At 65.6% G+C, this 21,781-nt stretch carries 24 protein-coding genes; 7 read left to right on the top strand and 17 right to left on the bottom strand.

Features of this window, described 5'->3' with window-relative positions; translation table 11 throughout:
- Nucleotides 1–35: 35 nt before the first annotated feature.
- The 3 genes from NQJ30_RS13670 to pheS are packed head-to-tail and all read right to left on the bottom strand — an operon-like array spanning nt 36 to nt 4,378.
- Nucleotides 36–758 carry a 4'-phosphopantetheinyl transferase family protein gene (locus NQJ30_RS13670; protein ID WP_255770489.1) on the bottom strand — a complete coding sequence of 241 codons (723 nt, stop codon included), beginning with the start codon at nt 756–758 and terminating at the stop codon, nt 36–38.
- A 12-nt stretch (nt 759–770) separates the two neighbouring features.
- Nucleotides 771–3,314, bottom strand: a complete 2,544-nt coding sequence (pheT, locus tag NQJ30_RS13665) for a phenylalanine--tRNA ligase subunit beta (RefSeq protein ID WP_255770488.1) — start codon at nt 3,312–3,314, stop codon at nt 771–773.
- A 2-nt stretch (nt 3,315–3,316) separates the two neighbouring features.
- Nucleotides 3,317–4,378 carry a phenylalanine--tRNA ligase subunit alpha gene (pheS, locus tag NQJ30_RS13660; protein ID WP_255770486.1) on the bottom strand — a complete coding sequence of 354 codons (1,062 nt, stop codon included), beginning with the start codon at nt 4,376–4,378 and terminating at the stop codon, nt 3,317–3,319.
- A gap of 400 nt (nt 4,379–4,778) precedes the next feature.
- Here pheS and NQJ30_RS13655 point away from each other — a divergent pair, with 400 nt between their 5' ends.
- The 3 genes from NQJ30_RS13655 to NQJ30_RS13645 all read left to right on the top strand — a co-directional run bounded on the left by NQJ30_RS13655 (nt 4,779) and on the right by NQJ30_RS13645 (nt 7,117).
- Nucleotides 4,779–5,225, top strand: a complete 447-nt coding sequence (locus tag NQJ30_RS13655; protein ID WP_255770518.1) for a hypothetical protein — start codon at nt 4,779–4,781, stop codon at nt 5,223–5,225.
- Between the two features lie 40 nt (nt 5,226–5,265).
- Nucleotides 5,266–5,892, top strand: coding sequence for an SIMPL domain-containing protein (locus NQJ30_RS13650; RefSeq protein WP_255770484.1), 627 nt, complete (start codon nt 5,266–5,268; stop codon nt 5,890–5,892).
- Between the two features lie 109 nt (nt 5,893–6,001).
- Complete coding sequence (locus NQJ30_RS13645; protein WP_255770482.1) at nt 6,002–7,117, top strand: Rv2578c family radical SAM protein; 1,116 nt, start codon at nt 6,002–6,004, stop codon at nt 7,115–7,117.
- A 152-nt stretch (nt 7,118–7,269) separates the two neighbouring features.
- Here NQJ30_RS13645 and NQJ30_RS13640 read toward each other — a convergent pair whose 3' ends face one another.
- Nucleotides 7,270–7,722, bottom strand: coding sequence for a (deoxy)nucleoside triphosphate pyrophosphohydrolase (locus NQJ30_RS13640; protein ID WP_255770480.1), 453 nt, complete (start codon nt 7,720–7,722; stop codon nt 7,270–7,272).
- A 179-nt stretch (nt 7,723–7,901) separates the two neighbouring features.
- Between NQJ30_RS13640 and NQJ30_RS13635 the strand changes: the two genes are divergently transcribed.
- The gene (locus NQJ30_RS13635) at nt 7,902–9,110 is read left to right on the top strand and encodes an MFS transporter (protein WP_255770478.1); all 1,209 of its coding nucleotides are present in this window, start codon (nt 7,902–7,904) and stop codon (nt 9,108–9,110) included.
- Between the two features lie 17 nt (nt 9,111–9,127).
- Here NQJ30_RS13635 and NQJ30_RS13630 read toward each other — a convergent pair whose 3' ends face one another.
- A complete protein-coding gene (locus tag NQJ30_RS13630; protein ID WP_255770476.1) occupies nt 9,128–10,099 on the bottom strand; it encodes a cation diffusion facilitator family transporter in 972 nt (323 codons plus the stop codon).
- A 204-nt stretch (nt 10,100–10,303) separates the two neighbouring features.
- On the opposite strand from NQJ30_RS13630, the gene NQJ30_RS13625 reads away from it, so the two are divergent.
- Nucleotides 10,304–10,579, top strand: coding sequence for a GlsB/YeaQ/YmgE family stress response membrane protein (locus tag NQJ30_RS13625; RefSeq protein ID WP_255770474.1), 276 nt, complete (start codon nt 10,304–10,306; stop codon nt 10,577–10,579).
- A 73-nt stretch (nt 10,580–10,652) separates the two neighbouring features.
- Here NQJ30_RS13625 and NQJ30_RS13620 read toward each other — a convergent pair whose 3' ends face one another.
- The 4 genes from NQJ30_RS13620 to infC all read right to left on the bottom strand — a co-directional run bounded on the left by NQJ30_RS13620 (nt 10,653) and on the right by infC (nt 13,468).
- The gene (locus NQJ30_RS13620) at nt 10,653–11,570 is read right to left on the bottom strand and encodes a TrmH family RNA methyltransferase (RefSeq protein WP_255770473.1); all 918 of its coding nucleotides are present in this window, start codon (nt 11,568–11,570) and stop codon (nt 10,653–10,655) included.
- A 50-nt stretch (nt 11,571–11,620) separates the two neighbouring features.
- Nucleotides 11,621–12,004, bottom strand: a complete 384-nt coding sequence (rplT, locus tag NQJ30_RS13615) for a 50S ribosomal protein L20 (RefSeq protein WP_255770472.1) — start codon at nt 12,002–12,004, stop codon at nt 11,621–11,623.
- Nucleotides 12,005–12,120: 116 nt separating this feature from the next.
- Nucleotides 12,121–12,315, bottom strand: coding sequence for a 50S ribosomal protein L35 (rpmI, locus tag NQJ30_RS13610; protein WP_009358635.1), 195 nt, complete (start codon nt 12,313–12,315; stop codon nt 12,121–12,123).
- A gap of 115 nt (nt 12,316–12,430) precedes the next feature.
- Nucleotides 12,431–13,468 carry a translation initiation factor IF-3 gene (gene infC / locus NQJ30_RS13605; RefSeq protein WP_374113267.1) on the bottom strand — a complete coding sequence of 346 codons (1,038 nt, stop codon included), beginning with the start codon at nt 13,466–13,468 and terminating at the stop codon, nt 12,431–12,433.
- A gap of 389 nt (nt 13,469–13,857) precedes the next feature.
- Between infC and NQJ30_RS13600 the strand changes: the two genes are divergently transcribed.
- Nucleotides 13,858–14,244 carry a DUF1844 domain-containing protein gene (locus NQJ30_RS13600; RefSeq protein WP_164201053.1) on the top strand — a complete coding sequence of 129 codons (387 nt, stop codon included), beginning with the start codon at nt 13,858–13,860 and terminating at the stop codon, nt 14,242–14,244.
- Between the two features lie 163 nt (nt 14,245–14,407).
- Here the strand turns inward: NQJ30_RS13600 and NQJ30_RS13595 are convergent, their stop codons facing one another.
- From NQJ30_RS13595 to NQJ30_RS13560, 8 genes are all read right to left on the bottom strand, one after another.
- Nucleotides 14,408–15,712, bottom strand: a complete 1,305-nt coding sequence (locus NQJ30_RS13595) for an MFS transporter (protein WP_255770471.1) — start codon at nt 15,710–15,712, stop codon at nt 14,408–14,410.
- Between the two features lie 57 nt (nt 15,713–15,769).
- Nucleotides 15,770–16,666 (bottom strand): SseB family protein, encoded by an 897-nt coding sequence (locus NQJ30_RS13590; RefSeq protein ID WP_255770470.1) that lies wholly within the window; start codon nt 16,664–16,666, stop codon nt 15,770–15,772.
- 9 nt (nt 16,667–16,675) lie between these two features.
- Entirely contained in the window at nt 16,676–17,422 is a 747-nt protein-coding gene (priA, locus tag NQJ30_RS13585) for a bifunctional 1-(5-phosphoribosyl)-5-((5-phosphoribosylamino)methylideneamino)imidazole-4-carboxamide isomerase/phosphoribosylanthranilate isomerase PriA (protein WP_255770469.1), read from the bottom strand.
- Between the two features lie 67 nt (nt 17,423–17,489).
- Complete coding sequence (locus NQJ30_RS13580; protein WP_190988697.1) at nt 17,490–17,648, bottom strand: hypothetical protein; 159 nt, start codon at nt 17,646–17,648, stop codon at nt 17,490–17,492.
- Entirely contained in the window at nt 17,649–18,380 is a 732-nt protein-coding gene (gene hisH / locus NQJ30_RS13575) for an imidazole glycerol phosphate synthase subunit HisH (RefSeq protein ID WP_255770468.1), read from the bottom strand.
- Nucleotides 18,377–19,003, bottom strand: a complete 627-nt coding sequence (gene hisB / locus NQJ30_RS13570) for an imidazoleglycerol-phosphate dehydratase HisB (RefSeq protein WP_255770467.1) — start codon at nt 19,001–19,003, stop codon at nt 18,377–18,379. Before hisB ends, hisH begins: the two co-directional genes overlap by 4 nt.
- A gap of 61 nt (nt 19,004–19,064) precedes the next feature.
- Nucleotides 19,065–20,183: a histidinol-phosphate transaminase gene (locus NQJ30_RS13565; RefSeq protein WP_255770466.1), complete on the bottom strand. Its 1,119-nt coding sequence runs from the start codon at nt 20,181–20,183 to the stop codon at nt 19,065–19,067.
- 85 nt (nt 20,184–20,268) lie between these two features.
- On the bottom strand, nt 20,269–20,667 hold the full coding sequence (locus tag NQJ30_RS13560; protein WP_255770465.1) for a LysM peptidoglycan-binding domain-containing protein: 399 nt from the start codon (nt 20,665–20,667) through the stop codon (nt 20,269–20,271).
- 336 nt (nt 20,668–21,003) lie between these two features.
- On the opposite strand from NQJ30_RS13560, the gene lexA reads away from it, so the two are divergent.
- On the top strand, nt 21,004–21,750 hold the full coding sequence (gene lexA / locus NQJ30_RS13555) for a transcriptional repressor LexA (protein ID WP_255770464.1): 747 nt from the start codon (nt 21,004–21,006) through the stop codon (nt 21,748–21,750).
- Nucleotides 21,751–21,781: the final 31 nt, after the last annotated feature.

The following is a 21,781-nucleotide window of genomic DNA, read 5'->3' as shown; positions in this document are numbered from 1 at the left end:
ATCGTGCGGCGGTCCGTGCGCTAAGGGTCCGTGCGCTAAGACGGAGAGGCTGAAAGCGCGACGGCGGCACGGAGGTCACGTGGCAGGCCCGCCTCTCCGGGGGCGAGGTCCCTCAGTTCCGCTCGGTGCAGGACATCCACGGTGTCCGGGGCTGCAGTAAGCCCGCGGCCGGTCATTTTCAACCATGCTTCCTTGCGCGCCCACAGCCGCGCCCGTTCGTGCAACAACGCCGGCCCGGACAGCCCGGCGAGGGCCTCACGCTCGGCTCGGGTCAGGGCAACGCCGTCAAACCCGTCAAAGTCCAGCCGCGCAGGGTCCTCCAGGTCCACGCCGATGGTCACACCGGCAGGAGGTTCCACCACGGCGCCGAGCAGGACCCACCCGGAGCTCCGGGACAGGCTGAGGGCCAGCGGCACGGGCACTCCCTGCAGTGCATAACCCGGCCTGCCATGGGAGCGCTCCGGACCGGTCCCGCACCGGGGGCAGCTGAAGTTGGTGGTGAGGTCCGACGCCGGGACATCCAGCAGTTCCGCGGCGAACCTTCGCAGCGCCAGCCGCCCCGCCACAAAGCCGGCCCGCGGTCCCGGCGCCAACGCTGCGGCCCGCTCCAGCTCTGCCGGGCCCAACAAGGAAAGCCCGCCGGCCGCCGTCGGGCCCGTTATGAACCCTTCCGGCTCCCCCGGCAACCCGAACTGCCCTCCCGGATGGCCGGGAGGGCAGGAACGCAGGACCGGAACCACAATTGCCGGTCCCGCCACGGAGATCAGCGCCTAGCGCTGGACAGCGCCGAAGCGCTCGGCGGCCAGGGCGACGGCGCTTTCACGCGCGGCCGAGGCTTCGTCGGCCGTCAGGGTGCGGTCTGTGGCACGGAACCGCAAGCCGAAGGCCAGCGACTTCTTGCCTTCTTCGATACCCTTGCCCGCGTACACGTCGAACAGCGCCACGTCTTCCAGCAGTTCACCGGCGCCTTCACGCAGCGATTCGAGGACCTGATCGGCAGGGATGTCCTGCGGCACCACCAGCGCCACATCCTGGGTGGCTACCGGGAAGGTGGAGATGTGGCGGGCGACGATGACGTCCGCCGCAGCTTCAAACAGGGCATCCGCGTTGAACTCCAGCGCCACCGAGCGGGCCGGCATGTCGTGCGCGGCGAGGAGCTTCGGGTGCAGCTCACCGGCGTAGCCCACCACTTCACCGGTCCGGAGCGAAAGCTTCGCCGCCCGGCCCGGGTGGAATGCCTGGTGTGCGCCCTGGCTGACCACCATCTCCACGCCCAGAACGTCGCCGGCGAGCCGGGCCACGTCCAGTGCATCTGCCCAGTCCCACAGCCGTGGCGTGTGGCCCGCGGCGGCAGGTGAATCGTGGCCGGTCAGCACAGCGGCGACGTGCAGCGGCTGGTCCGGGACGCCGTCGTACAGCGCGTCCAGCACCTCATCGGCAGGCTTGACGCCGAGCGGCGGGATGGAATCTGTACCCATGCCCTCAGTGGGCAGGAACACCAGGCCGGATTCAAAAAGCGCCAGGTCGCGGAAACCCCGGGAGTGGTTCCTCTTGGCCACCTCGATCAGGCCCGGAAGGATGGACGTGCGCAGGTAGCCGTGTTCCTCGCTGATCGGGTTGGCCAGCTTGATCGCGCTCCGGGCCGCACCGGGCTCGGCGACGCCGAAGGTCTCGTTGGCGGCCTTGGAGACGAACGGGTAGGCCAGGACTTCGGTCAGGCCGGCATCCGCAAGTGCCTGGATGAGCCGGCGGCGCTGCTGCTGCACGCGGGTCAGGCCGCGTCCGGGAGGGGCAACCGGGAGTGTGGCGGGGATCTTGTCGTAGCCCACCAGCCGGGCGATTTCCTCGGTGAGGTCCTCTTTGGTTTCCAGGTCATTGCGCCAGCTGGGCGCGGTAACCGTCCAGCCGCCGTCGGCGTTCTCCACCACTGCGCCGAGATCCTGCAGCGAGGTGACGATCTGTGCCTCGGTGAAGTCGATCCCGATCCGCTGGGCGGCGAAGCCCGCAGGCAATGCGATAGTCACGGCGTCGGGCGCGGTCCCGACGTCGGTCCCGGCCTGGTCAGCGACGCCACCGGCGAGCTCCACCAGGAGGTCAACCACACGCTGGGCGGCGATGTCGGCCACGTGCCAGTCGACGCCACGCTCGAAGCGCTTGGACGCCTCCGAGGGCAGCTTGTGGCGGCGGCGGGAGCGTCCGATCGACACCTCGTCGAAGTGTGCGGCCTCCACCAGGACGTTCGACGTCGAATCGCTCACCTCGGTGGCGGCGCCGCCCATCACACCGGCGATACCGATCGCGCCGGAACCGTCCGTGATGAGGAGGTCCTCGACGTCGAGCGCGCGCTCCTTGCCGTCCAGGGTGGTGACCTTCTCCCCTGCGACGGCCCGCCGGACCACGATGTCGCCGGTGAGCTTGTCCTGGTCGTAGCAGTGCGTGGGCTGGCCGAGTTCGAGCATCACATAGTTGGAGATGTCCACCGGGAGCGAGATGGAGCGGATCCCGGCCAGCCGCAGCCGGGAGGTCATCCACGGCGGCGTCGGCTTGGTGGCGTCGACGCCCCGGACCGTGCGAACCACAAAACGGTCGCAGCCGGGCGTACCGTAGATCGGCGCGTCGTCGTTGAGCTTGACGCCGTAGCCGCCGGAAAGTTCCGTCGGCGCCGCCACCTTTGACGCCGGGTCGGTGAAGACCGTTCCGGTGGCGTGGGCGTATTCCCGGGCCGCCCCGCGGATGGAGAACGCGTAGCCGCGGTCCGGCGTCACGTTGATTTCGGCTGCCTGGTCGTATAGGCCCAGCAGTTCCATGGCATCCGTGCCGATTTCGGGGTCGAGCCCGATCCGGGACAGCACCAGAATGCCGTCGTGGTCCTCGCCGATGCCGAGTTCGCGGACGGAGGCGATCATGCCGGCGGAGAGGTGGCCGTAGGTCTTCCGCGCGGAGATGTGGAAGTCTCCGGGCAGGACGGCACCGGGCAGCGTGACCACTACCTTGTCGCCCTCCACGAAGTTGTGGGCGCCGCAGATGATCCCCTGCACACCGGAGGGGTCGATGCCCTCGCCGGTCAGGGTCTGCGCCTGGCCTTCGGGGACAACGCGGACCTGGCACCAGTTGATGGTTTTGCCGTTGGTCTGCGGTTCCTTGACGATGCTCAGGACCTGGCCCACCACGATGGGGCCCTGGAGGCTGTCTGTAGGGCGGTGGACAGCCTCTTCTTCAAAGCCCACCTTGACCAGTTCGGCCATCACGTCTTCGGCCGTTGCGCCGGCCGGTACTGCTGCGAATTCACGCAGCCAGGAAATTGGGATACGCACTGTTAGATCTCCATCCCGAAGTGCTCGCTGAAACGTACATCGCCTTCGATCATGTCGCGCATGTCGCCGACCTCGTTGCGGAACATCAGCGCACGCTCGATGCCCATGCCAAAGGCGAAACCTGAATAAATGTCCGGGTCGATGCCGGCCGCGCGGAGCACGTTGGGATTGACCATGCCGCAGCCGCCCCATTCGATCCAGCGCGGGCCGCCCTTGGCGCCCGGGTGCCAGATGTCCAGTTCGGCGGACGGCTCGGTGAACGGGAAGTAGTTGGGGCGGAGCCGGACCTGGGCTTCGTCGCCGAACATCTGGCGGGTGAAGTGCTCCAGCGTGCCGAGGAGGTCGGCCATGCTCAGGTTCTTGTCGATGGCCAGGCCCTCGAACTGGTGGAACACGGGCGTGTGTGTGGCGTCGAGTTCGTCGGTGCGGAACACTTTGCCCGGGCACAGCACGTAGATGGGCACTTCGCGTTCCAGCATGGAACGGACCTGCACCGGAGACGTGTGGGTGCGCATCACGAGGTGCGCCTCGGGCGGCTCCACGAAGAAGGTATCCTGCATTTCCCGGGCCGGGTGGTCCGGTTTGAAGTTCAGCGCATCAAAGTTGAACCATTCGGATTCAACCTCCGGGCCTTCGGCGATTTCCCAGCCCATGCCCACGAAGATGTCCGCTACGCGGTCCTGCAGTGTGGAGAGCGGGTGGCGCGCGCCGGCACGACGACGGCGCGGTGCGGCGGTGACGTCAACGGTCTCTTCGACGAGAATCCGGGCGTCGTTTTCGGCTTCGAGCTCGGCGGTACGGTCCGCGAGCGCCTTGTTGACCTTGCCGCGGGACGAGCCCATGAGCTTGCCGGCCAGGGCCTTCTGGTCTTTCGGCAGGCGTCCGATCTCGCGGTTGGCCAGGCTCAGCGGTGACTTCTCACCGGTGTGCGCCAGCCTCACCGCCTTGAGTTCGTCAAGGGAGCCTGCACCGGCAATGGCGGCGACGGCCTGGTCTACAGCGGCAGTGATGGCGGCTTCATCCGTGGGATTCGGGATGGCGGCGCCCGGCAAAGTTTCAGTCATCTACTGTTCTTAGCTACGAGTCGGGGCTGCCGGTGACCGGTGCAGCCGTCCGCGGGTTCCCGGCAGCGCATCCGTCACTGGCAGGTCATCTTGTGCATCCATGCGGGACGGATGCACTCGATGACCAGGGCAGGGCCGCTCGCGAAATACCCGGCTGGAAATTTACCGACTGGAAATTTACCGGCTCGAAAATTACCGGCTCGAGAATTACCGGCGGTCACTATCCACCAGTCTAATTGAACCCTCCGGCTACCATGGCCTCATGACTGAACGTCGGCGCCTGGCAGGAGTCCTGCCGGTGTTGCCTGTGCAGAAATTAGTCGCGTCATGGATGGCTCAAACTCCGGCGCACTCAACGGGGCGGTCGACAGGGCGCTCAAGGACCCGCCTGGCAGCGCGTCTGACGGCGGGACAACGCGCCCGGCAACTCGCCAACCTGGTAAACGGAACAACTCTTCTGGGCCTTGCCCTGGCCCGGGCCGCGGGGACTGCGCTCCATCAAGGGCCGCGGGGCCTCGTCATCGCCTCGGACTATGCCTGGCGCATCCCCTTCGCGGGAGCGTTCACCCTGGGCAACGTGGTCTTCTGCCGGATCCACGCTGAACAGCTTTTGAACCGTCCCGCTCTCCTGGGCCATGAAGAAATCCACTGCAGCCAGTACGCCTGGTGCCTGGGGCTGCCCTTCCTGCCGCTGTACTTCCTCGCGGCGGGCTGGTCGCAGCTCCGGACCGGCAACCCGGGCTCGGCCAACTTCTTCGAGCGGCAGGCCGGCCTCGCCGCCGGCGGATATGTTGACCTGAGGACACCAGGGAAGGCTCCTGGCAGCACCGGCGGAATCGGGGTCTGACAATGGGAATCGAGGTCTGACAATGGCGGGCGGCAGCACCATGAGAACCATCACCGTGACCGGCACCGGATCCGCCGAGGCTGCGCCTGATCTGCTGACCATTTCAATGGGCGTTGAATGCCGGGGGGACGGTGTCGGAGCCGCGTACCGCGACGCTGGTATGGCGTCCGCAGCCGTCACCGGTGCGCTCCGGCAGCACGGAGTGGCCGACGCGGATATCCGGACGTCCGGGCTCAATGTCCGCCCCGAGCTTGTCTGGCGCGAGGGCGAGGGCCAGCAGGTGGCCGCGTACGTCGCCTCCAGCGTGCTGACTGTGCGCGTCCGGCGGGTGGCCGCGGCTTCCGCCGTTATCGCTGCCGCCGTTGACGCCGGCGGGGACAACGTCCGGCTGAACGGCCTCGATCTCGGCTTCGCGGACGAATCTGCCCTGCTGGCCAGGGCACGCGAAGCCGCATGGAAGGAGGCAACTGCGGCTGCGGAACAGTTTGCGTCCCTGGCGTCAGCGCGGCTTGGCGCGGTGGTGTCCATCGCTGAACACCCCCTCTCGCCAGGGCCCGTCCCGGTGGGCAGGCTCGAGCGGGCCGTGGCCGCAGACGCCATCGGCGTCGAGGCGGGCCACGCGAGCCTCGGCGCCGGCGTCACCGTGGTGTGGGAACTGCTGGCCTAGGGGCGCTCCTTCGTAGCCCCGTATCCGCTTAGCCCCGTATCCGCGTTTACACACAACACGGCGCCGAAGGTCCTTGACTTAATTTCGAACATATATTCGAATAGATGGCATGAGATGGGATGCACAGGCTTTGATGCAGCGGCCCGCCGAGGACGCCGGAAGCATGGCATCACCCGCCCTCCTTCCGTTGGCCGGGCTGGTCCGGTCAGTCACCACTCCCGAATTCGCCGGCATCACCTTCCATGAGGTCACCGCCAAATCGGTGCTCAACAAGGTGGTTTCCGGTTCCAAGATGCCCTTCGAATGGACCGTCAACCCCTACCGCGGGTGCAGCCACGCCTGCGTGTACTGTTTCGCCCGCAAAAGCCACACGTATCTGGACTTCGACGCGGGACTCGACTTCGACAGCCAGGTGGTGGTCAAGGTCAACGCTGCCGAGGTCCTCCGGAAAGAACTGGCCAAGCCCTCCTGGGGACGCCATCAGGTAGCTCTGGGCACCAATACGGACCCCTATCAACGCGCGGAAGGCCGGTACCAGCTGATGCCGGGAATCATTGCAGCGCTGGCGGACTCCGGCACGCCGCTCTCCATCCTCACCAAGGGAACCCTGCTGGCGCGCGACATTCCGCTCCTCAAGCATGCAGCTGCCCAGGTTCCGGTGGGTGTTGGCATCTCGCTGGCCATGACCGACGAGGCACTGTCCGAGGCTGTGGAACCCGGCACGCCAGGACCCCGGGCCCGGCTCAAGCTCATCTCCCGACTCCGCGACGCAGGGCTCCCCTGCGGTGTGATGGCCATGCCCATCCTGCCCTGGCTCTCCGACAGCGATGAAGCGTTGGATGCACTCTTCGGATCCCTGGCCGCTGCCGGCGCCACGGGAGTGACGGCCGGCGCCCTGTACCTGAAGCCGGGCACCCGGGAATGGTTCATGCAGTGGATCGCCAAGACCCATCCGGAGCTTGCAGGCCGTTACCGCCGGCTCTACGGCACAGGATCCTACGCGTCAAAGGAATACCGCACCTGGCTCGCGGCGAAAGTCCGGTACTTCAAGCAGCGGCACGGATTCACCGGCGGCCACGGCTTCAGCCACCGTGACCTCGAGGATGATCCCCGGAGCGAGGAAGCACGGTACCCGGAGGGGAGCCTGCCTGTTTCCGGCAAGACCGGCAGCAACGCGCGGACCGGCATCGAGGACCCGGCAGTTCGCCAGCCGACCCTCTTTTGACGCGGGGACTTACTCCATTCACGCCATTCACACCGTGCGGCAGAGCGCGGCGCGGCCCATTTGAGCTAGCGCAGCCCATTGAGGCCAGCGCAGCCCGTTTGAATCAGGGCGTACTGAATCAGGACGTGCACTGAATCAGGGCGCGTGCTGAATCAGGGCGTGGGGGCGTGCAGCACCTGTGGGCTGAGGGCATCCAGCAGGGCCTGCACAATGGGAAAATCGGCGGGAATCCAGGGAAGGTCAAGGACTGCCTGGCGGTCTGCCAGGCCTACCCACCGCAGTTCGTCGTGGTCTTCCAGCGGACGCGGCTCCCCGTCGGTGACTTCGGCCTGCCACACCCGCATGCTGGCCCGCTCGTTCAGACGCCAGCCCGCGGGTGCTGCGGCTGGCAGCTCAGCCCCGAGGCTGACCCGGACGCCGAGTTCTTCCCGTAGTTCACGGTGCAGCGCGGCCTCACATTCTTCGCCGTCCTCCACCTTGCCGCCGGGGAATTCCCAGAGCCCGGCGAACTGTTCGGGAGCCGTCCGCCGCGCCACCAGCATGCGGGCGGGGCGCTCCAGGGAATCCAAAATTGCGGCGCCGACTACCTGTATCTGTTCAGTCACCGCCCCAGTCTATGTAGCGGCCACCCGCAATAGGGGACAATGGACGGGAAGCTGTTGTCCAGGGCCCGCCTGGAATACCTGCGCCCGGCTCGCGGTTCCCCTGGGTGGCTCCGGCTGGCTCTTTCCCGGAACCATCCGAGCATTCCCATTGCATCCCAAACCCCTTGAAAAGCAGGCCCATGAGCAGCACCACCCGAACGTCCACAACGTCCAGAGTGAAAACTCCCAACATCGGTGCGGCCATCTTCGCTTTGGCCATGGGCGGCGTGGGGATCGGCGTTACTGAATTCACCATGATGGGCCTGCTGAAGGAAGTGGAGCAGGGACTCAACATCAGCACCCCTGAAGCGGGGCACCTCATCTCCGCCTACGCCTTGGGAGTGGTGGTGGGTGCGCCGCTCCTCGCGGCGGTGGGCGCTAAGCTTCCCCGCAAGCACCTCGCACTCGGGCTGATGTTGTTCTTTACCCTGGCGAACCTCACGTCCTACATCGCTCCGGACTATGGAAGCATGCTCGTGTCGCGATTCGCGGCCGGGTTGCCGCACGGCGCATTTTTTGGCGTCGCGGCCGTGATCGCCGCCTCCATGGTTCCTGCAAGCCGACGCGGCTGGGCCATTTCCATGGTGATGGCTGGCCTGTCAGTGTCCAACGTGATCGGCGTGCCCGCAGCCACCTGGGTGGGCCAAACCTTCGGCTGGCGGCTGCTCTTCGTCCTCGTCGGCGGCATAGGCGTCCTGACGCTGGCGCTGCTGTGGAAATTCGTTCCGTACCAGGCGCCCCATCCGGACGCCAGCATCCGGCGCGAGTTGGGCGCGCTCAAACGGCTGCAGGTCTGGCTGGCCATCCTCATCGGCATCGTGGGCTTTGGCGGTTTCTTCGCCACCTACACCTACATTGCGCACACGATGACGATGGTTGCCGGTATCCCCGCTTCCTTGCTGCCCCTAGTGGTTGCGCTCTACGGACTGGGCATGGTTGCCGGAACCGTGGTGGGTGGCAGGCTGGCGGACAAGTCGGTGATGGGGACGCTGTACTGGGTCCTGCCCGGCATTGCGGTTGCCTTGGTGGTCTACGCCATCGCTGTTCACTGGCCGTGGTCGGCCCTGGCCATGGTTTTTGTGGTGGGTGCGTCCGGCTCCATGCTCGTGCCGGCCCTGCAGACCCGTCTGCTGGATGCCTCACCGGACGCCCCCTCCCTGGCGTCATCCCTCAACCACGCGGCCCTAAACGTTGCAAATGCACTCGGCGCCTTCCTGGGCGGCCTAGTGATCGCCTGGGGGTGGGGCTTCGTAGCGCCCGCGCTGGTGGGTGCGGTGCTGGCCCTCCTGGGTCTGGCAGTCGCGGTGGCCAGTGGCCTGCTGGAACGGAAGAAGCCATTGGCTGCCTGACCGGGGCGGCTGGCAGATCAGGGGTGCGGATCCTGCGCCGTTGACGTTGCGGGATCCTCGCCGGCGGCAGGCAGCCCTTCACGATACAGATCCGGTTCCAGATAGATCACGCGCGCAATCGGAACAGCGCTGCGGATCCTGGACTCCGCGCCGTCAATGGACGCCGCAATGTCCTTGCCCGTTTCGGCGGCCCCGACGGAAATCTTTGCAGCCACCAGCAGTTCTTCCGGTCCGAGGTGAAGGGTCTTGAGGTGGATGATGCGGTTGTGCCCGCCCGCCTCGATGGCCTGACTGATCCGGGCCACGTCGTCGCGCGTGGCCGACTCGCCCAGCAGCAAGGACTTCGTTTCAATCGCCAGCACCGCCGCGATCGCCACCAGCAGCAGCCCGATCATGCCGGTGCCTGCAGCGTCCCAGATGCCGTTCCCGGTGATAAGCGTCATGCCGACTCCAACGAGCGCGAAGGCCAGGCCCAGGAGCGCCCCGAAGTCCTCCAACAGGATTACCGGCAGCTCGGGCTGCTTGGCGGTACGCACAAAGCTCACCCAGCCCTGCTTGCCACGAATCAGGTTTGACTCGCCGATGGCTGTCCGGAAGGAGAAGGACTCAGCCGCGATGGCCCCGATCAGCACGGCCAGTGGAACCCACCAGAAATCCCCTTCAATGCCATGCGGATCCTTCAGCTTTTCCCATGCTTCGAAGAGCGCGAAGAGACCGCCCACGCTGAAGAGCACGATGGCGACGATGAAGGCGTAAATGTAGCGTTCGCGGCCGTACCCGAACGGGTGTTCCGCGTTGGCCGCCTTGTTGGCGCGTTTTCCACCGATCAGCAGCAATAGCTGATTACCGGAGTCGGCTACAGAGTGGATGGCCTCGGCCAACATGGACGAGGACGAAGTGAGGATGAACGCAAGGAACTTGAGGACGGCGATGGTCAAGTTCGCGGCAAGAGCCGCGACGATCGCCTTGCTACCGCCATTTGCAGCCACCGGGACTTCACCTCATTCACGGTTGGAAACGAGCAGGATGATCTGCGACGCCTGAACGGGTGACGCCTCACGCTTACCGTACCTTTTCACCCTGAAGATACCCACGGGACACAGGCACTAAGCCTGCTGACAATGGCGCGCCCCTATGTTAGCTTGAACACTAATCGGGACATATAAATCCCGACGAAATATGAAGGAGGAGACATGGGCTTTCTAGGCTGGATCATTCTCGGACTCATAGTAGGTGCAATCGTTAAGGCAGTCATGCCCGGCAGGGTCGGCGGCGGCTGGGTCACCAGCTTGGTGCTCGGCGTAGTCGGGGCAATTGTCGGTGGCTGGATCGGCGACCTGCTCTTCGGCGGCGGCAAGATGGAATTCTGGAACCTCGGTTCCTGGCTTCTGGCCATCGTTGGAGGCCTCGTCGTTGCCGGCATCTACGGCGCCATCACCGGACGCCGGGGTTCCACCCGCGCGCCTTAGTCACTTCACGCACCGTATCGATACGAAAGGCCCCGACACTTCGGGGCCTTTCCCTATTCTCCGAAGGTGCCCGCTAGCCCGCCTGGCCGGTTTCGGACCGCTCCTGTTGGGACCGTGCACTCGCGTAGAGGCAAACCGTAGCGGCCGTACCCAGGTTGAGGCTCTCCGCGGCACCGTAGACGGGCACGGCGACACGGTGGTCAGCCAGGGCCAGTTCGGCGTCTGAGAGCCCCTGCGCTTCGTTTCCAAAGAGCCACGCCGTGGGTGCCTCCAACGGAAAGAGCGATTCGACGCCGGATGAGGCAATGCGACGGGCAGCGTTTTGATCTTGGAGCGTGTCCAGGTTGACGTCGCCGTTGCCGTCGGCGGCAAGTATTCCAATTCCCCGGGCCCGGCAGGCGGCTGCCACTGCCTCAATATCGGCGCCAAGGACTACGGGAAGGTGGAACAGGGAACCGGCCGTGGAGCGGACGGCCTTGGGATTGTAGATATCCACGCTGGACGCGGTCAGGATGACGGCATCCGCCCCGGCTGCGTCGGCTGCCCGGAGCACGGTACCCGCGTTGCCAGGGTCCCGCACCTGGCACAGCACGGCGAGCAGCCGCGGGCCGCCGTCGAGCACTTCCTCAAGGCTCACGTCAAGGAAACCGCATACGGCGAGAATGCCTTGGGGGGTGACGGTGTCCGCCATGGCGGCAAGCACTTCATCGGTGGTGAGGTACGCGTCAATGCCTTCGGAGAGGGACTCAAGGTCCGGGTGCCGGTCGAGGCACGCCTCGCTCGCGTAGACCTCATACACCACACCCGGCTCCCCCGCGGCGGTCCTTGCCTGGTGCAGGGCCAGGGCCTCACGGACGGCCTGCGGACCCTCTGCAAGGAACTCACGGCGCTTTAAACGCGCCGGGCGCCCGGCAAGTTGTGCCACCTTCCTCACCCGATCAGCTCGAGGGTTGGAAAGCGGTAAATCTTGCGGGCGCCCGGTTTCGTTCATATAAGAACCTTAGTGGCTTCAGCCACCGGTCCTCGAACGGGCCTTGAGTGCTACTTTGCGGCCGGAGCCGACGTGTCAGCAGGCAGGGAATCTTTGGCGATCTGCACCAGTGCGGCGAAGGCGTTGGCGTCGGAGACAGCCAGTTCGGCCAGCATGCGGCGGTCAACCTCAACCTCAGCGGCCTTCAGGCCCTGGATCAGACGGTTGTAGGTGAGGCCGTTGGCGCGGGATGCAGCGTTGATGCGCTGGATCCACAGGCGGCGGAAGTCGCCCTTCTTCTTCTTGCGGTCACCGTAGCTGTACACAAACGAGTGCAGCAGCTGCTCTTTGGCTTTGCGGTACAGGCGTGAACGCTGTCCACGGTAGCCCTTTGCGCGTTCAAGGATAACCCGGCGCTTCTTGTGGGCGTTGACCGCCCTCTTCACACGTGCCACGTGCGTACTCCTTCAAAATCTGATCCCAAGCATCTACTGCCGGACAACCGGCTGGCCTGAGAAGCCTTATTGGTAGTTGACTGCTGCCAGGTGGCACCAGCCAGGAAACTTGGAACTTAGATGCCGAGCATCTTCCGGATGACCTTAGCGTCACCCTTGAAGACAATCTTGTCGCCGGCGAGACGACGGGTCAGCCTGGAGGACTTGTGCTCGAGGTAGTGGCGGCGGTTGGCCTGCTGGCGGCGCAGCTTACCGCTGCCGGTCAGCTTGAAGCGCTTCTTAGCACCACTGTGGGTCTTCATCTTCGGCATGGGAACCGATCTCCTTACGTGTCCGCAGACGTTGTCTGCAGTTCTTTCGAGCAGCCGCCCCTGCAGGCAGCATGCTGGTTGCGTACTGCGGGAGGAAACCTCCCGCAGCTTCGAACTAGGTAGTCTTTTTGCCGGCCGGCTTGGGGGCTGCCTTGGGGGCAGGCCGTGCAGCCGGCTTCGGTGCCGCGGGCCGGGCTACCGGCTTGGGCATCGGGACTGCGGCAGGCTTCGGCGCGGCCGGAGCCGGCGCCTTGACAGCTTCAGCGGGCTTGGCCTCGGCAGCCTTGGCCGGAGCCGGGGCTGCCTTCGGGGCTTCCCGTTTGGGAGCAGCAGCCTTCGGGGCAGCCTGCTTGGCCGCCTCCTGGGCAGCGGCTTCCTTGACCGGTGCTTCCTTCGCCGGGGCGTCAGCCACAGCAACAGCGGGTGCCTCAGCTGCTTCAGCCTTCGCGGTGGCTGCCTCTTCCGGAGCTGCCGCCTCAGTGGCGTCTGCTTCCGACGTTGCCGCCGCAGGGGCTTCAGGCTGCGTGGTAATGGCGAACCCTTCCGGAAGCAGGTCAGCCAATGACTGGGTCAGCGGCGCCTGATCGTCACCGGTGACATCGATGCGGCCCGAAGCCTTGGCTTCGTTCTGCGCCTTGGCCTCTGCACGCTGCGATGCGCGGCGTGCCTCAGCCTTGGCTTCTGCCTTGTTCTTCAGCGGGCCCACGACCATCACCATGTTGCGGCCATCAATACGCGGGCTGGACTCAACAACGCCCACTTCGGCGACATCGTCAGCGAAACGCTGGAGCAGGCGGATGCCCATCTCCGGACGCTGCTGCTCGCGGCCACGGAACTGGATCATGGCCTTGACCTTGTCACCTGCACCGAGGAAGCGAAGCGCATGGCCGCGCTTGGTTTCGTAGTCGTGAGTGTCGATCTTCAGACGGAAGCGGATTTCCTTCAGGACCGTGTTGGTCTGGTTCTTCCGGGCTTCACGTGCCTTGACTGCGGCCTCGTACTTGTACTTGCCGAAGTCCATCAGCTTGCACACCGGAGGCTTGGCCTGAGGTGCTACTTCAACGAGATCAAGATCGGACTCAGCAGCCAGACGCAGGGCATCCTCAATACGGACGACTCCTACCTGTTCACCTGCAGGGCCGACCAGCCGCACCTCGGGGACGCGGATACGCTCATTGATTCTTGGCTCGCTAATGTTAAAGCTCCTGTGATTGATGTAGTAAACCCACCGGCAAATAGAGAAGGCCCCCAATTGCCGGAGCAATCGAAGGCCTCAATGGTCGGATCCACGCTTCCCCTGGGAGAAGCCGTGCGCAGCTCCTCAGGCACAACGCCTGACGAACTGTCCGACCGTTACCCGGCAACCTTGCTTCCCTGGAATGGCTTCCGGCGGGAAAACGGCTGACGCGGGTGGGAGAGAACTCCGCTTGCAAACTGCATGCCATTCTACAGAAAATATCCCTCACAACGCAGCGGGGCGCCGGCGGGACCTTAACACAGCAAAATAACGACATTCAGTCGGTCTGTGACAAGCTTACCAGTATGAGTACCCCAGACAGTAATTCACACGTTTTCGAGGCCGCCCCTGCCGAGGCCGACGTGAGCCAGCAAATCCGCGACATCTCCGAGGTGCCGGCCATCGAGGTCATCACCACCGCTGCGGTCCACCTGATGAGTGCCGCGGCCGTCAAGCTTGGCCTCGCGGCCGAGGACAACGCGGAGGAACTGAAGGACCTGGATGAGGCCCGCAAACTCATCACCGCCCTCGCCGGCCTGGTGACGGCCGCCGCTCCGGAAATCGGCTCGCAGCATGCCGGACCGTTGCGCGATGGACTGCGGTCCCTGCAGCTGGCCTTCCGCGAGGAATCCGTCATTCCGGATGCCCCGGGCAAGGGCCCCGGCGAGAAGTACACCGGTGCGGTCAACTAGTACCCGACGCGGCATTTCCTCCAAAAACTAAATCACGACGGCGGCGGGCGGACCACGGTGGTCCGCCGGCCGCCGTCGTCGTTTCCCCGAGTTTTTGTCCAGGTAATTGCACTTCCGCCCCCGAAAAGGCCGACTAACTGGACAAGAACTCTCGCGAGAGGGCTTAGGCAGCCACCTTGCGGCGCCGCATTGCCTGCAGCAGCAGTCCCACCAGGCAAAGCAGCACACCCGCAAGGCCCACCGCCACAAAGCCTCCGGACGGTCCCGTTCCGTCGATGAAGATTCCGGCGAGCGGTGCGCCCAGCGCCACACCGGCCGTGAGTGCCGAGCCGTACCAGCCCATCGCCTCGCCGCGGCGTTCCTCGGCCACCAGGTCAGCTACTTTTTCCGAAGCCGCCGAGAGTACCGGTGCGCACAGGAGTCCCGGCAGGATCGAAACGAACGCCAGGGTCCAGGTATCGTGCGCGAATCCCATCGGGATGGTCAGGGCCGCCATGCCGAGGAGCAGGAGCATTGGCGACACCGGCCGGTGCATGGCGCCGTAGACCAGCCCACCGAGCACGGACGCGGCGCACCAGAAGAGGAAAACGACGCCGATTTCGCTCTGGTGCCCGCCGATTTCCAAGGCCGCAACAATGCCTACGTCGGTGCCGCTGAGGACCATCCCGGTCCCCGCCGCAACCGCAAAGACCGCTGCGACAGCAGCCGTAAACCACGCAAAATTGTGGGCCACTTTGCCACACAGGCCTGTCCGCCCGGCCCCTGCGGCCTCGACGCCGGCCGGCACAAGATCGGCCGCCGCCTCCTGGACATGGACCGGCGCCGTGGACACCACGGCCGCCTCCGCAGCGTGCTGCTGGTCCGCCTCGGCGTCCTCCGTCCGGGTCGCGCTGCGCGTGGGCGGGTTGAACCACATCAGGAACAGTCCTGCGAGGGACGTGGACAGGCCCACCACGGTGAGACCCAGGACAGTGAATCCGCTGGTGGCTACGACGGCGCCGGCGGCGGGTCCGATCATAAACACGACCTCCGTGGCGATCGAGTCCAGGGCGAACGCGGTCCGGCGCTGGGCACCGTCAGCGAGAACTCCCAGGGACTGCCGGATCACGCTGAAGATCGGGAGGGTCAGCAGTCCACCGACAAAGACCAACGGCAACAACAATTCATAGCTGACATGTGGCACAACAGACCAGATGACGGCTTCGCACACCACCGACGGGATCAGCGCCCTGCGCAGGCCGACCGTGTCAACGCGCCGGCCACGCCAGGGGGCACCCACGGCTATGCCGATGGTCATCACCGCGGCAGCTGCGCCGGCGGCGGCGTAGCCTTTGTCCAGGGTGAGGACGATGTGCAGGGTGAGCAGGACGCCTGCGGCCGAGTGCGGGATGCGGGCCACCATGCCCACGAGCAGGAGCCGCCTGATGGGCCCGACGGCGAGCAACTCCCGGTAGAGAGCGAAATTCACGGAGGATCCTTTGGGTCTGGTACGGGCAGACCGAGGGGTCTCCCCGCTGACCGTCAGCTACTGAACCGCGCGCCGCAACTTTATTTCCATGGAGTCGACCCGCTCACCAAACAATACATTCCGGGACCAGGCGGCCTGTAGTCCGGCGACGAGCTCCTGGACCGCGGCGGCGTCAAGGCCATCTTCAAGGTAGAGGACCACCTGCAGTTCCGGTCCGGCACCGCCCCCGGAGAGCGGGACTCCCCCGCCGGTCACGGCGGCAACGCCGGATCCCGGCAGCAGTTCGATGCTGCGGACCGCCGGGAAACGGCCCGCGGCGTCGGACATTTCGGCTGCCAGTGCGGCATCGGTGTAGGAAGGAATCCACTCCTGCTGCTGGGCGAGTGCCCACACCGCGGGCCGGCGGACCACGAGGGTAACGTCCGAACCCGGGTCAAGGACCAGCAATTCAGCCCCCTCGGAGACAGCTGAGAGCGCGGCACGGGCCGCGTACACCGCCACCGGCCGCGCCTCGGGATGCCAGGCAGCCAGCTGCTCAGCAGAGGTGAACGCGGGCATGGCTGTCCGCCCGTCCGCTGCCTGGAGGGTCACCAGCGCCATGTCGGCCTGCTTATCGGCGGTCAGACCGTCCACGCCCTCCGCCTCGGCGCCGAGCTGCGCGATGATGGGGATGAAGACGCGGGCAGTGGCGAGCGAGGCCACCACCGCGGCCTCGTCACCGGTGCCGTCAACCAGCGCCCCCACGGCGGCGAGGTAACCGGCGTCCGCCGTTCCGTCGTCGTCCTCGAAGTTGTGGATCCTGGCGTCTTCCCCGGCCAGGCTACGGCCTTCCCAGGGCCTCCCTGCCGAGTCTGCGGGGCCGCCCGCGCCGGCAAGGGCAGCGGCGATGTGTCCGGGAAGGTGGCGCTGGACCGGAGTCCCGCCGTTTGTTCCGGGTGTGTGCGTGCTGTCCACGGGGCCCGGCTAGCGGCGTCCGGCGACGTCGAGGGCTTCAGGCAGCGTAAACGCGCCGGCGTACAGTGCCTTGCCCACGATCGCCCCTTCCACACCCAGGGGCACCAGCGACCGAAGTACCTTGAGGTCGTCCAGGCTGGAGATGCCGCCCGAGGCCACCACCGGCTTGCCGGTCTTCTCAACCATCTGGCGGAGCAGCTCCACGTTGGGGCCCTGCAGGGTGCCGTCCTTGGTGACGTCCGTGACCACATACCGGGCGCAACCGGACTCTTCGAGGCGGCCAAGAACCTCCCAGAGGTCGCCGCCTTCCTTGGTCCAGCCCCGGCCCGCCAGCGTTGTTCCGCGGACGTCAAGGCCGACGGCGATCTTGTCACCGAAACGTTCGATGGCCTTGCGGGTCCATTCCGGGTTCTCCAGCGCCGCCGTACCGAGGTTGACCCGGGCCACGCCAAGGTCCAGCGCCGCTTCGAGGGATTCGTCATCCCGGAGGCCGCCGGAGAGCTCCACCTTGATGTCGAGCCGGCCTACGACTTCGCGGAGCAGGCTGGCGTTGGAGCCGCGGCCGAAGGCAGCATCAAGATCCACCAGGTGCACCCACTCGGCGCCCTGCTGCTGCCAGTTAAGGGCTGCCTCCAGCGGCGTGCCGTAGCTCGTCTCGCTGCCGGCCTCCCCCTGGACCAGCCGGACGGCCTGGCCGTTTACGACGTCGACGGCGGGCAGCAGTTCAAGAATCGGCAGGTCGGTTGCGGTGGTCATCTCAAATCCTCTTCAATGTTGTGATTCTGGCAGTGCGGAGACGGATCGTGCGGTGGTGCGCCGGCCCTTAGTTGCCCGGAAGCGTCAGCAGGTAGGCCGCCAGCAGTGACATGCCGGCGAGGACGTAGAAACTGATCTGAGTCCACAGTGGTTTGCGCTGCTGCCGGAACGATAACGCCCCTCCCACCAGGAGGCCTGCGAGGCCCATGAGGACGATGGACCACATCTAGGCGGTACCTGCGGCGGACGGTTTGCGCAGGCCGTCCACCCAGTTGTGCAGCAGCCGGGCACCGGCGTCGCCGGATTTTTCCGGGTGGAACTGGGTGGCGCAGAGCGGGCCGTTTTCCACGGCAGCGATGAAGCGCGCGCCGTGCTCGGACCACGTCACCAGCGGCGCGGTCATCCGGGGCTGGATGACATCGAAGTTCCAGTCCTGCACACCGTACGAGTGGACGAAGTAGAACCGCTCGTTCTCGACACCGGCGAAAAGCTTTGAGCCTTCGGGTACCTGAACGGTGTTCCAACCCATGTGCGGCACAACGTCCGCCGGAAGGAGCTCCACCTTGCCGGGCCACTCCCCCATGCCTTCGGCTTCGGTCCCGTGCTCCACACCGGCTTCGAACATCACTTGCAGGCCCACGCAGATGGCCAGGACCGGACGCCCGCCGGCTACGCGCCGGCCGATCAGCCGGATGCCGTCCACAGCCTTGAGTTCGCGCATCACGGTTTCAAAGGCACCTACGCCAGGTACCACCAGGCCGTCGGCATTCAGGACGTCTTCAGGCTTGGAGCTCAGGATGACCTCGGCGCCGGCCCGTTCGAGGGCACGCACCGCCGAGCGGACGTTGCCCGAACCGTAGTCCAGGACGGTGACGGTGGGTTTGCCTTCGGGCGACACCGGCTTCTTGCCCGTGGCGGGATCGATGACGGCGCCATCACGGAGGATCTGGCCGGTCACAGGGCACCCTTGGTGGACGGAATCCCCTCCACGCGGGGGTCGGGTTCGACGGCGGCACGCAGGGCGCGGGCGAAGGCCTTGAACTGCGCTTCGACGATGTGGTGCGGGTCGCGCCCGGCAATGACGTTCATGTGCAGGCAGATTCCAGCGTGCAGTGTGATGGCCTCGAAGACGTGACGGGTCAGGGACCCTGTAAAGTGACCGCCGATCAGGTGGTATTCCTGCCCGGCAGGCTCGCCGCCGTGGACCAGGTACGGGCGTCCGGAGACGTCGACGACGGCGTTTGCCAGGGCCTCGTCGAGGGGTACCGTGGCCTCGCCGAACCGACGGATGCCCGCCTTGTTGCCCAGCGCGGTGCGCAACACCTCGCCGAAGGTAATGGCGACGTCCTCCACCGTGTGGTGGACGTCAATGTGGATGTCACCGGTGGCCTTGACCGTCATGTCAATCAGCGAGTGCTTGGACAGCGCCGTCAGCATGTGGTCGTAGAACGGGACCGACGTGTCGATGTCCGATACGCCCGTCCCGTCGAGGTTGATCTCCACGAGCACTGACGACTCACTGGTGGCACGCTCCATGCGTGCGGTCCGGGGCGCGGCAGCGTTCAATCCGGTGGAACTCATGATCATCTGGTCCTTATAACGCAGGAGTATTAGGGCGCGCGGGCGCGCCGGTACTTCAAGTCTAGGCGGGGAGCTTGGCCTGGCCGGCCAGGATGCCCTCCAGGGAGGTCAGGAAGGCTGTGGTCTCCCTCTCAGTTCCCGCGGTGACCCGCAGGTGGCCGGGGATGCCGACATCACGAATCAGTACGCCCGCATCCAGCAGCTGCTGCCAGACCTCGTGCGGGCTGTCCAACCCGCCGAAAAAGACATAGTTGGAATCCGAGGCCGCCGGTTTGAGGCCCATCCGGGTCAGTTCCGAGACAATGCGGTCCCGCTGTTCCTTGATGTCCTGGACGTCCGCCATCAGGGCAGTCCTGTGGTGCAGGGCCGCCAGGGCCGTGGCCTGGGTGATCGCCGAGAGGTGGTACGGCAACCGGACCAGTCGGAGGGCGTCCGTCACTTCAGCTGCGGCCGCCATGTAGCCGAGGCGCGCTCCGGCAAGGGCAAACGCCTTGCTCATGGTGCGGGAAACGATCAGGCGCTCCCTGCCCGGCAGCAAGGTCAGGGCGCTGGGCGTGCCGTCATGGGCGAATTCGTGATACGCCTCGTCGACGATCACGATGGTCTGGCTGGCCTCGCCGGCGGCGTACACCGCCTCCACCACGTCCAGGCCAAGACCAGTCCCGGTGGGGTTGTTGGGCGAGCAAAGGAAAACGATGTTCGGCTGAAGTTCCTTGACCTGCAGGGCGGCTGACTCGGCGCTCAGCCCGTAATCTTCAGCGCGCTGGCCCACGATGTATTCGGTGTCGGTGCCGCTGGCCAGCAAGGGGTACATGGAATACGTGGGCGGGAACCCGAGGGCTTTACGTCCCGGCCCGCCGAAGGCCTGCAGGATCTGCTGGAGGACTTCATTGGACCCGTTGGCGGCCCAGATGTTGGTGGCGTCCAGTCCATGACCAAGGTATTCGGCCAGCGCGTCCCGGAGTTCCGTGAACTCGCGGTCCGGGTAGCGGTTGAGCCCTGACGCCGCTTCGGTTACGGCCGCTGCGATGGCCGCCTGCACATCCGCCGGGACGCCATGGGTATTCTCATTGACGTTCAGCAGGATGGGCACGTCCAACTGGGGGGCACCGTAGGGGGTGAGCCCGCGAAGGTTGGTCCGGAGGGGAAGTCGGTTCAGGCGCTCTAGCTGGTCATTCACCTGAACAGTTTAGTTCCGAAGCACACGGCCGGAAAATGTGACGGTCAGCGGCGGACCTGACCGCTTGAAACGTCTATCCCTGCAGTTAGCGGGTGGGGACAAAGAGTTGCTGGCCGGGCACGACGCCGCCGCCGGTGAGGTTGTTCAGTTGAACGATGTCCGCAATGACGTCGCGGGCGTCCCGCTGCGGTGCCGCCGTGCCGGCGATGGCCCACAGCGACTGTCCCGGCTGAACCGTCACCGTGACGGTGGGCGTGACGGAAAGGTCCGCGGCGGAATCCGCGGCCTTCGCCGGAGCGGTAAGGAATCCCACCAGCGACAGAAGGATCGCGGCCAGGAGGACCAGCGGGATGCCAATAAGGACAACTCGCCCCCTGCGGGTAAGACGGAGTGGCGGCAGGGATTCTTTGCGTTGCCGCGACGTCAGATGCTCGACGGACGCGAACTGCGGACGGGAATCCTGTGAAGCAGATATAGCTGACATGAGATGAGCCCTCCTGGACCATACTGTGCTGCCCGGCGTGACCTCCGCGTCGCCATCGCACTGAGGCTCACGCCTCCGCCTGTGCGGATATTCGAATCCGCTAGCAACGAGTAGAACACATATTCGAACTTTGCTTCTCCATTTTTAGCACTTATCAACGAATATTGTCGAGACTCGCTAGAACAAATGTTTGAAAAAGCAATGTGGCTGGCCTACGTTTGGATCAAGGATCAGCCACTCGTGTAGTTGATCAGCAGGGTCTGACATTTAAACAGCCCGGTCATTCCGGCATAACGGCCGGACCGGAACCGGGGCAACCGAAAGGCATTGGCGAACATGGCAGCACCAGCCGCCGAGGGCAAGGCGACTCCGCAGGGCCGCCAGCCCCAGAGGACCCCCAAGGGGCTCACTGCCCGCCAGAAGAAAATCCTCGAAACCATCCAGCGTTCCGTCAATGACAACGGGTACCCACCGTCCATGCGGGAGATCGGGGATACCGTTGGGCTGGCCAGCCTTTCGAGCGTCACCCACCAGCTCTCCCAGCTGGAAAAGCTCGGTTACCTCCGCCGGGACCCGAAACGCCCGCGCGCCATGGAAGTCCTCATGCCTCTGACGCTGGACGGCGGTGCAGGCAAAGCCGGATCCTCGGCCAAGCCTGCAGTCCTGCACAGCGTCGGCGGAACAGTCACCGAACTTCCCACGGCCATGGACACTGCCATGGTGCCGCTGGTTGGGCGCATCGCTGCAGGTGGGCCAATCCTTGCCGACCAGGTGGTGGAGGACGTGATGCCCCTGCCGCGGCAACTGGTGGGTCAGGGTGAGCTGTTTATGCTGCGCGTCGCCGGCGACTCCATGGTGGACGCCGCCATCTGCGACGGCGACTGGGTGGTGGTCCGGCGGCAGGCCGACGCCGCCAACGGCGATATCGTGGCGGCCCTGTTGGACGACGAAGCCACCGTCAAGACCTTCCGCCAGCGTGATGGCCACACCTGGCTATTGCCGCAGAACACCCGGTACGAGCCAATCCTCGGGGATCACGCCACCATCATGGGCAAGGTCGTCTCGGTACTGCGGTCGCTGTAGCAAGGTGCGCGTAGCCAGGCCCTCGTAGCCG

The sequence above is a fragment of the Pseudarthrobacter sulfonivorans genome (assembly GCF_024391045.1).
In the GTDB taxonomy this organism is placed as follows: domain Bacteria; phylum Actinomycetota; class Actinomycetes; order Actinomycetales; family Micrococcaceae; genus Arthrobacter; species Arthrobacter sulfonivorans_B.
This window is presented reverse-complemented; position numbering and strand designations above follow the sequence as displayed.

What these genes read in the sequence shown, in the direction of transcription:
- NQJ30_RS13645 (WP_255770482.1), top strand. Translation starts at nt 6,002, where the DNA reads ATGAGATGGGATGCACAGGCTTTGATGCAGCGGCCCGCCGAGGACGCC.
- NQJ30_RS13620 (WP_255770473.1), bottom strand. Translation starts at nt 11,570, where the DNA reads ATGAACGAAACCGGGCGCCCGCAAGATTTACCGCTTTCCAACCCTCGA.
- lexA (WP_255770464.1), top strand. Translation starts at nt 21,004, where the DNA reads ATGGCAGCACCAGCCGCCGAGGGCAAGGCGACTCCGCAGGGCCGCCAG.
- NQJ30_RS13635 (WP_255770478.1), top strand. Translation starts at nt 7,902, where the DNA reads ATGAGCAGCACCACCCGAACGTCCACAACGTCCAGAGTGAAAACTCCC.
- NQJ30_RS13560 (WP_255770465.1), bottom strand. Translation starts at nt 20,667, where the DNA reads ATGTCAGCTATATCTGCTTCACAGGATTCCCGTCCGCAGTTCGCGTCC.
- NQJ30_RS13650 (WP_255770484.1), top strand. Translation starts at nt 5,266, where the DNA reads ATGAGAACCATCACCGTGACCGGCACCGGATCCGCCGAGGCTGCGCCT.
- NQJ30_RS13625 (WP_255770474.1), top strand. Translation starts at nt 10,304, where the DNA reads ATGGGCTTTCTAGGCTGGATCATTCTCGGACTCATAGTAGGTGCAATC.
- hisB (WP_255770467.1), bottom strand. Translation starts at nt 19,003, where the DNA reads ATGAGTTCCACCGGATTGAACGCTGCCGCGCCCCGGACCGCACGCATG.
- priA (WP_255770469.1), bottom strand. Translation starts at nt 17,422, where the DNA reads ATGACCACCGCAACCGACCTGCCGATTCTTGAACTGCTGCCCGCCGTC.
- pheS (WP_255770486.1), bottom strand. Translation starts at nt 4,378, where the DNA reads ATGACTGAAACTTTGCCGGGCGCCGCCATCCCGAATCCCACGGATGAA.
- NQJ30_RS13580 (WP_190988697.1), bottom strand. Translation starts at nt 17,648, where the DNA reads ATGTGGTCCATCGTCCTCATGGGCCTCGCAGGCCTCCTGGTGGGAGGG.
- NQJ30_RS13600 (WP_164201053.1), top strand. Translation starts at nt 13,858, where the DNA reads ATGAGTACCCCAGACAGTAATTCACACGTTTTCGAGGCCGCCCCTGCC.
- rpmI (WP_009358635.1), bottom strand. Translation starts at nt 12,315, where the DNA reads ATGCCGAAGATGAAGACCCACAGTGGTGCTAAGAAGCGCTTCAAGCTG.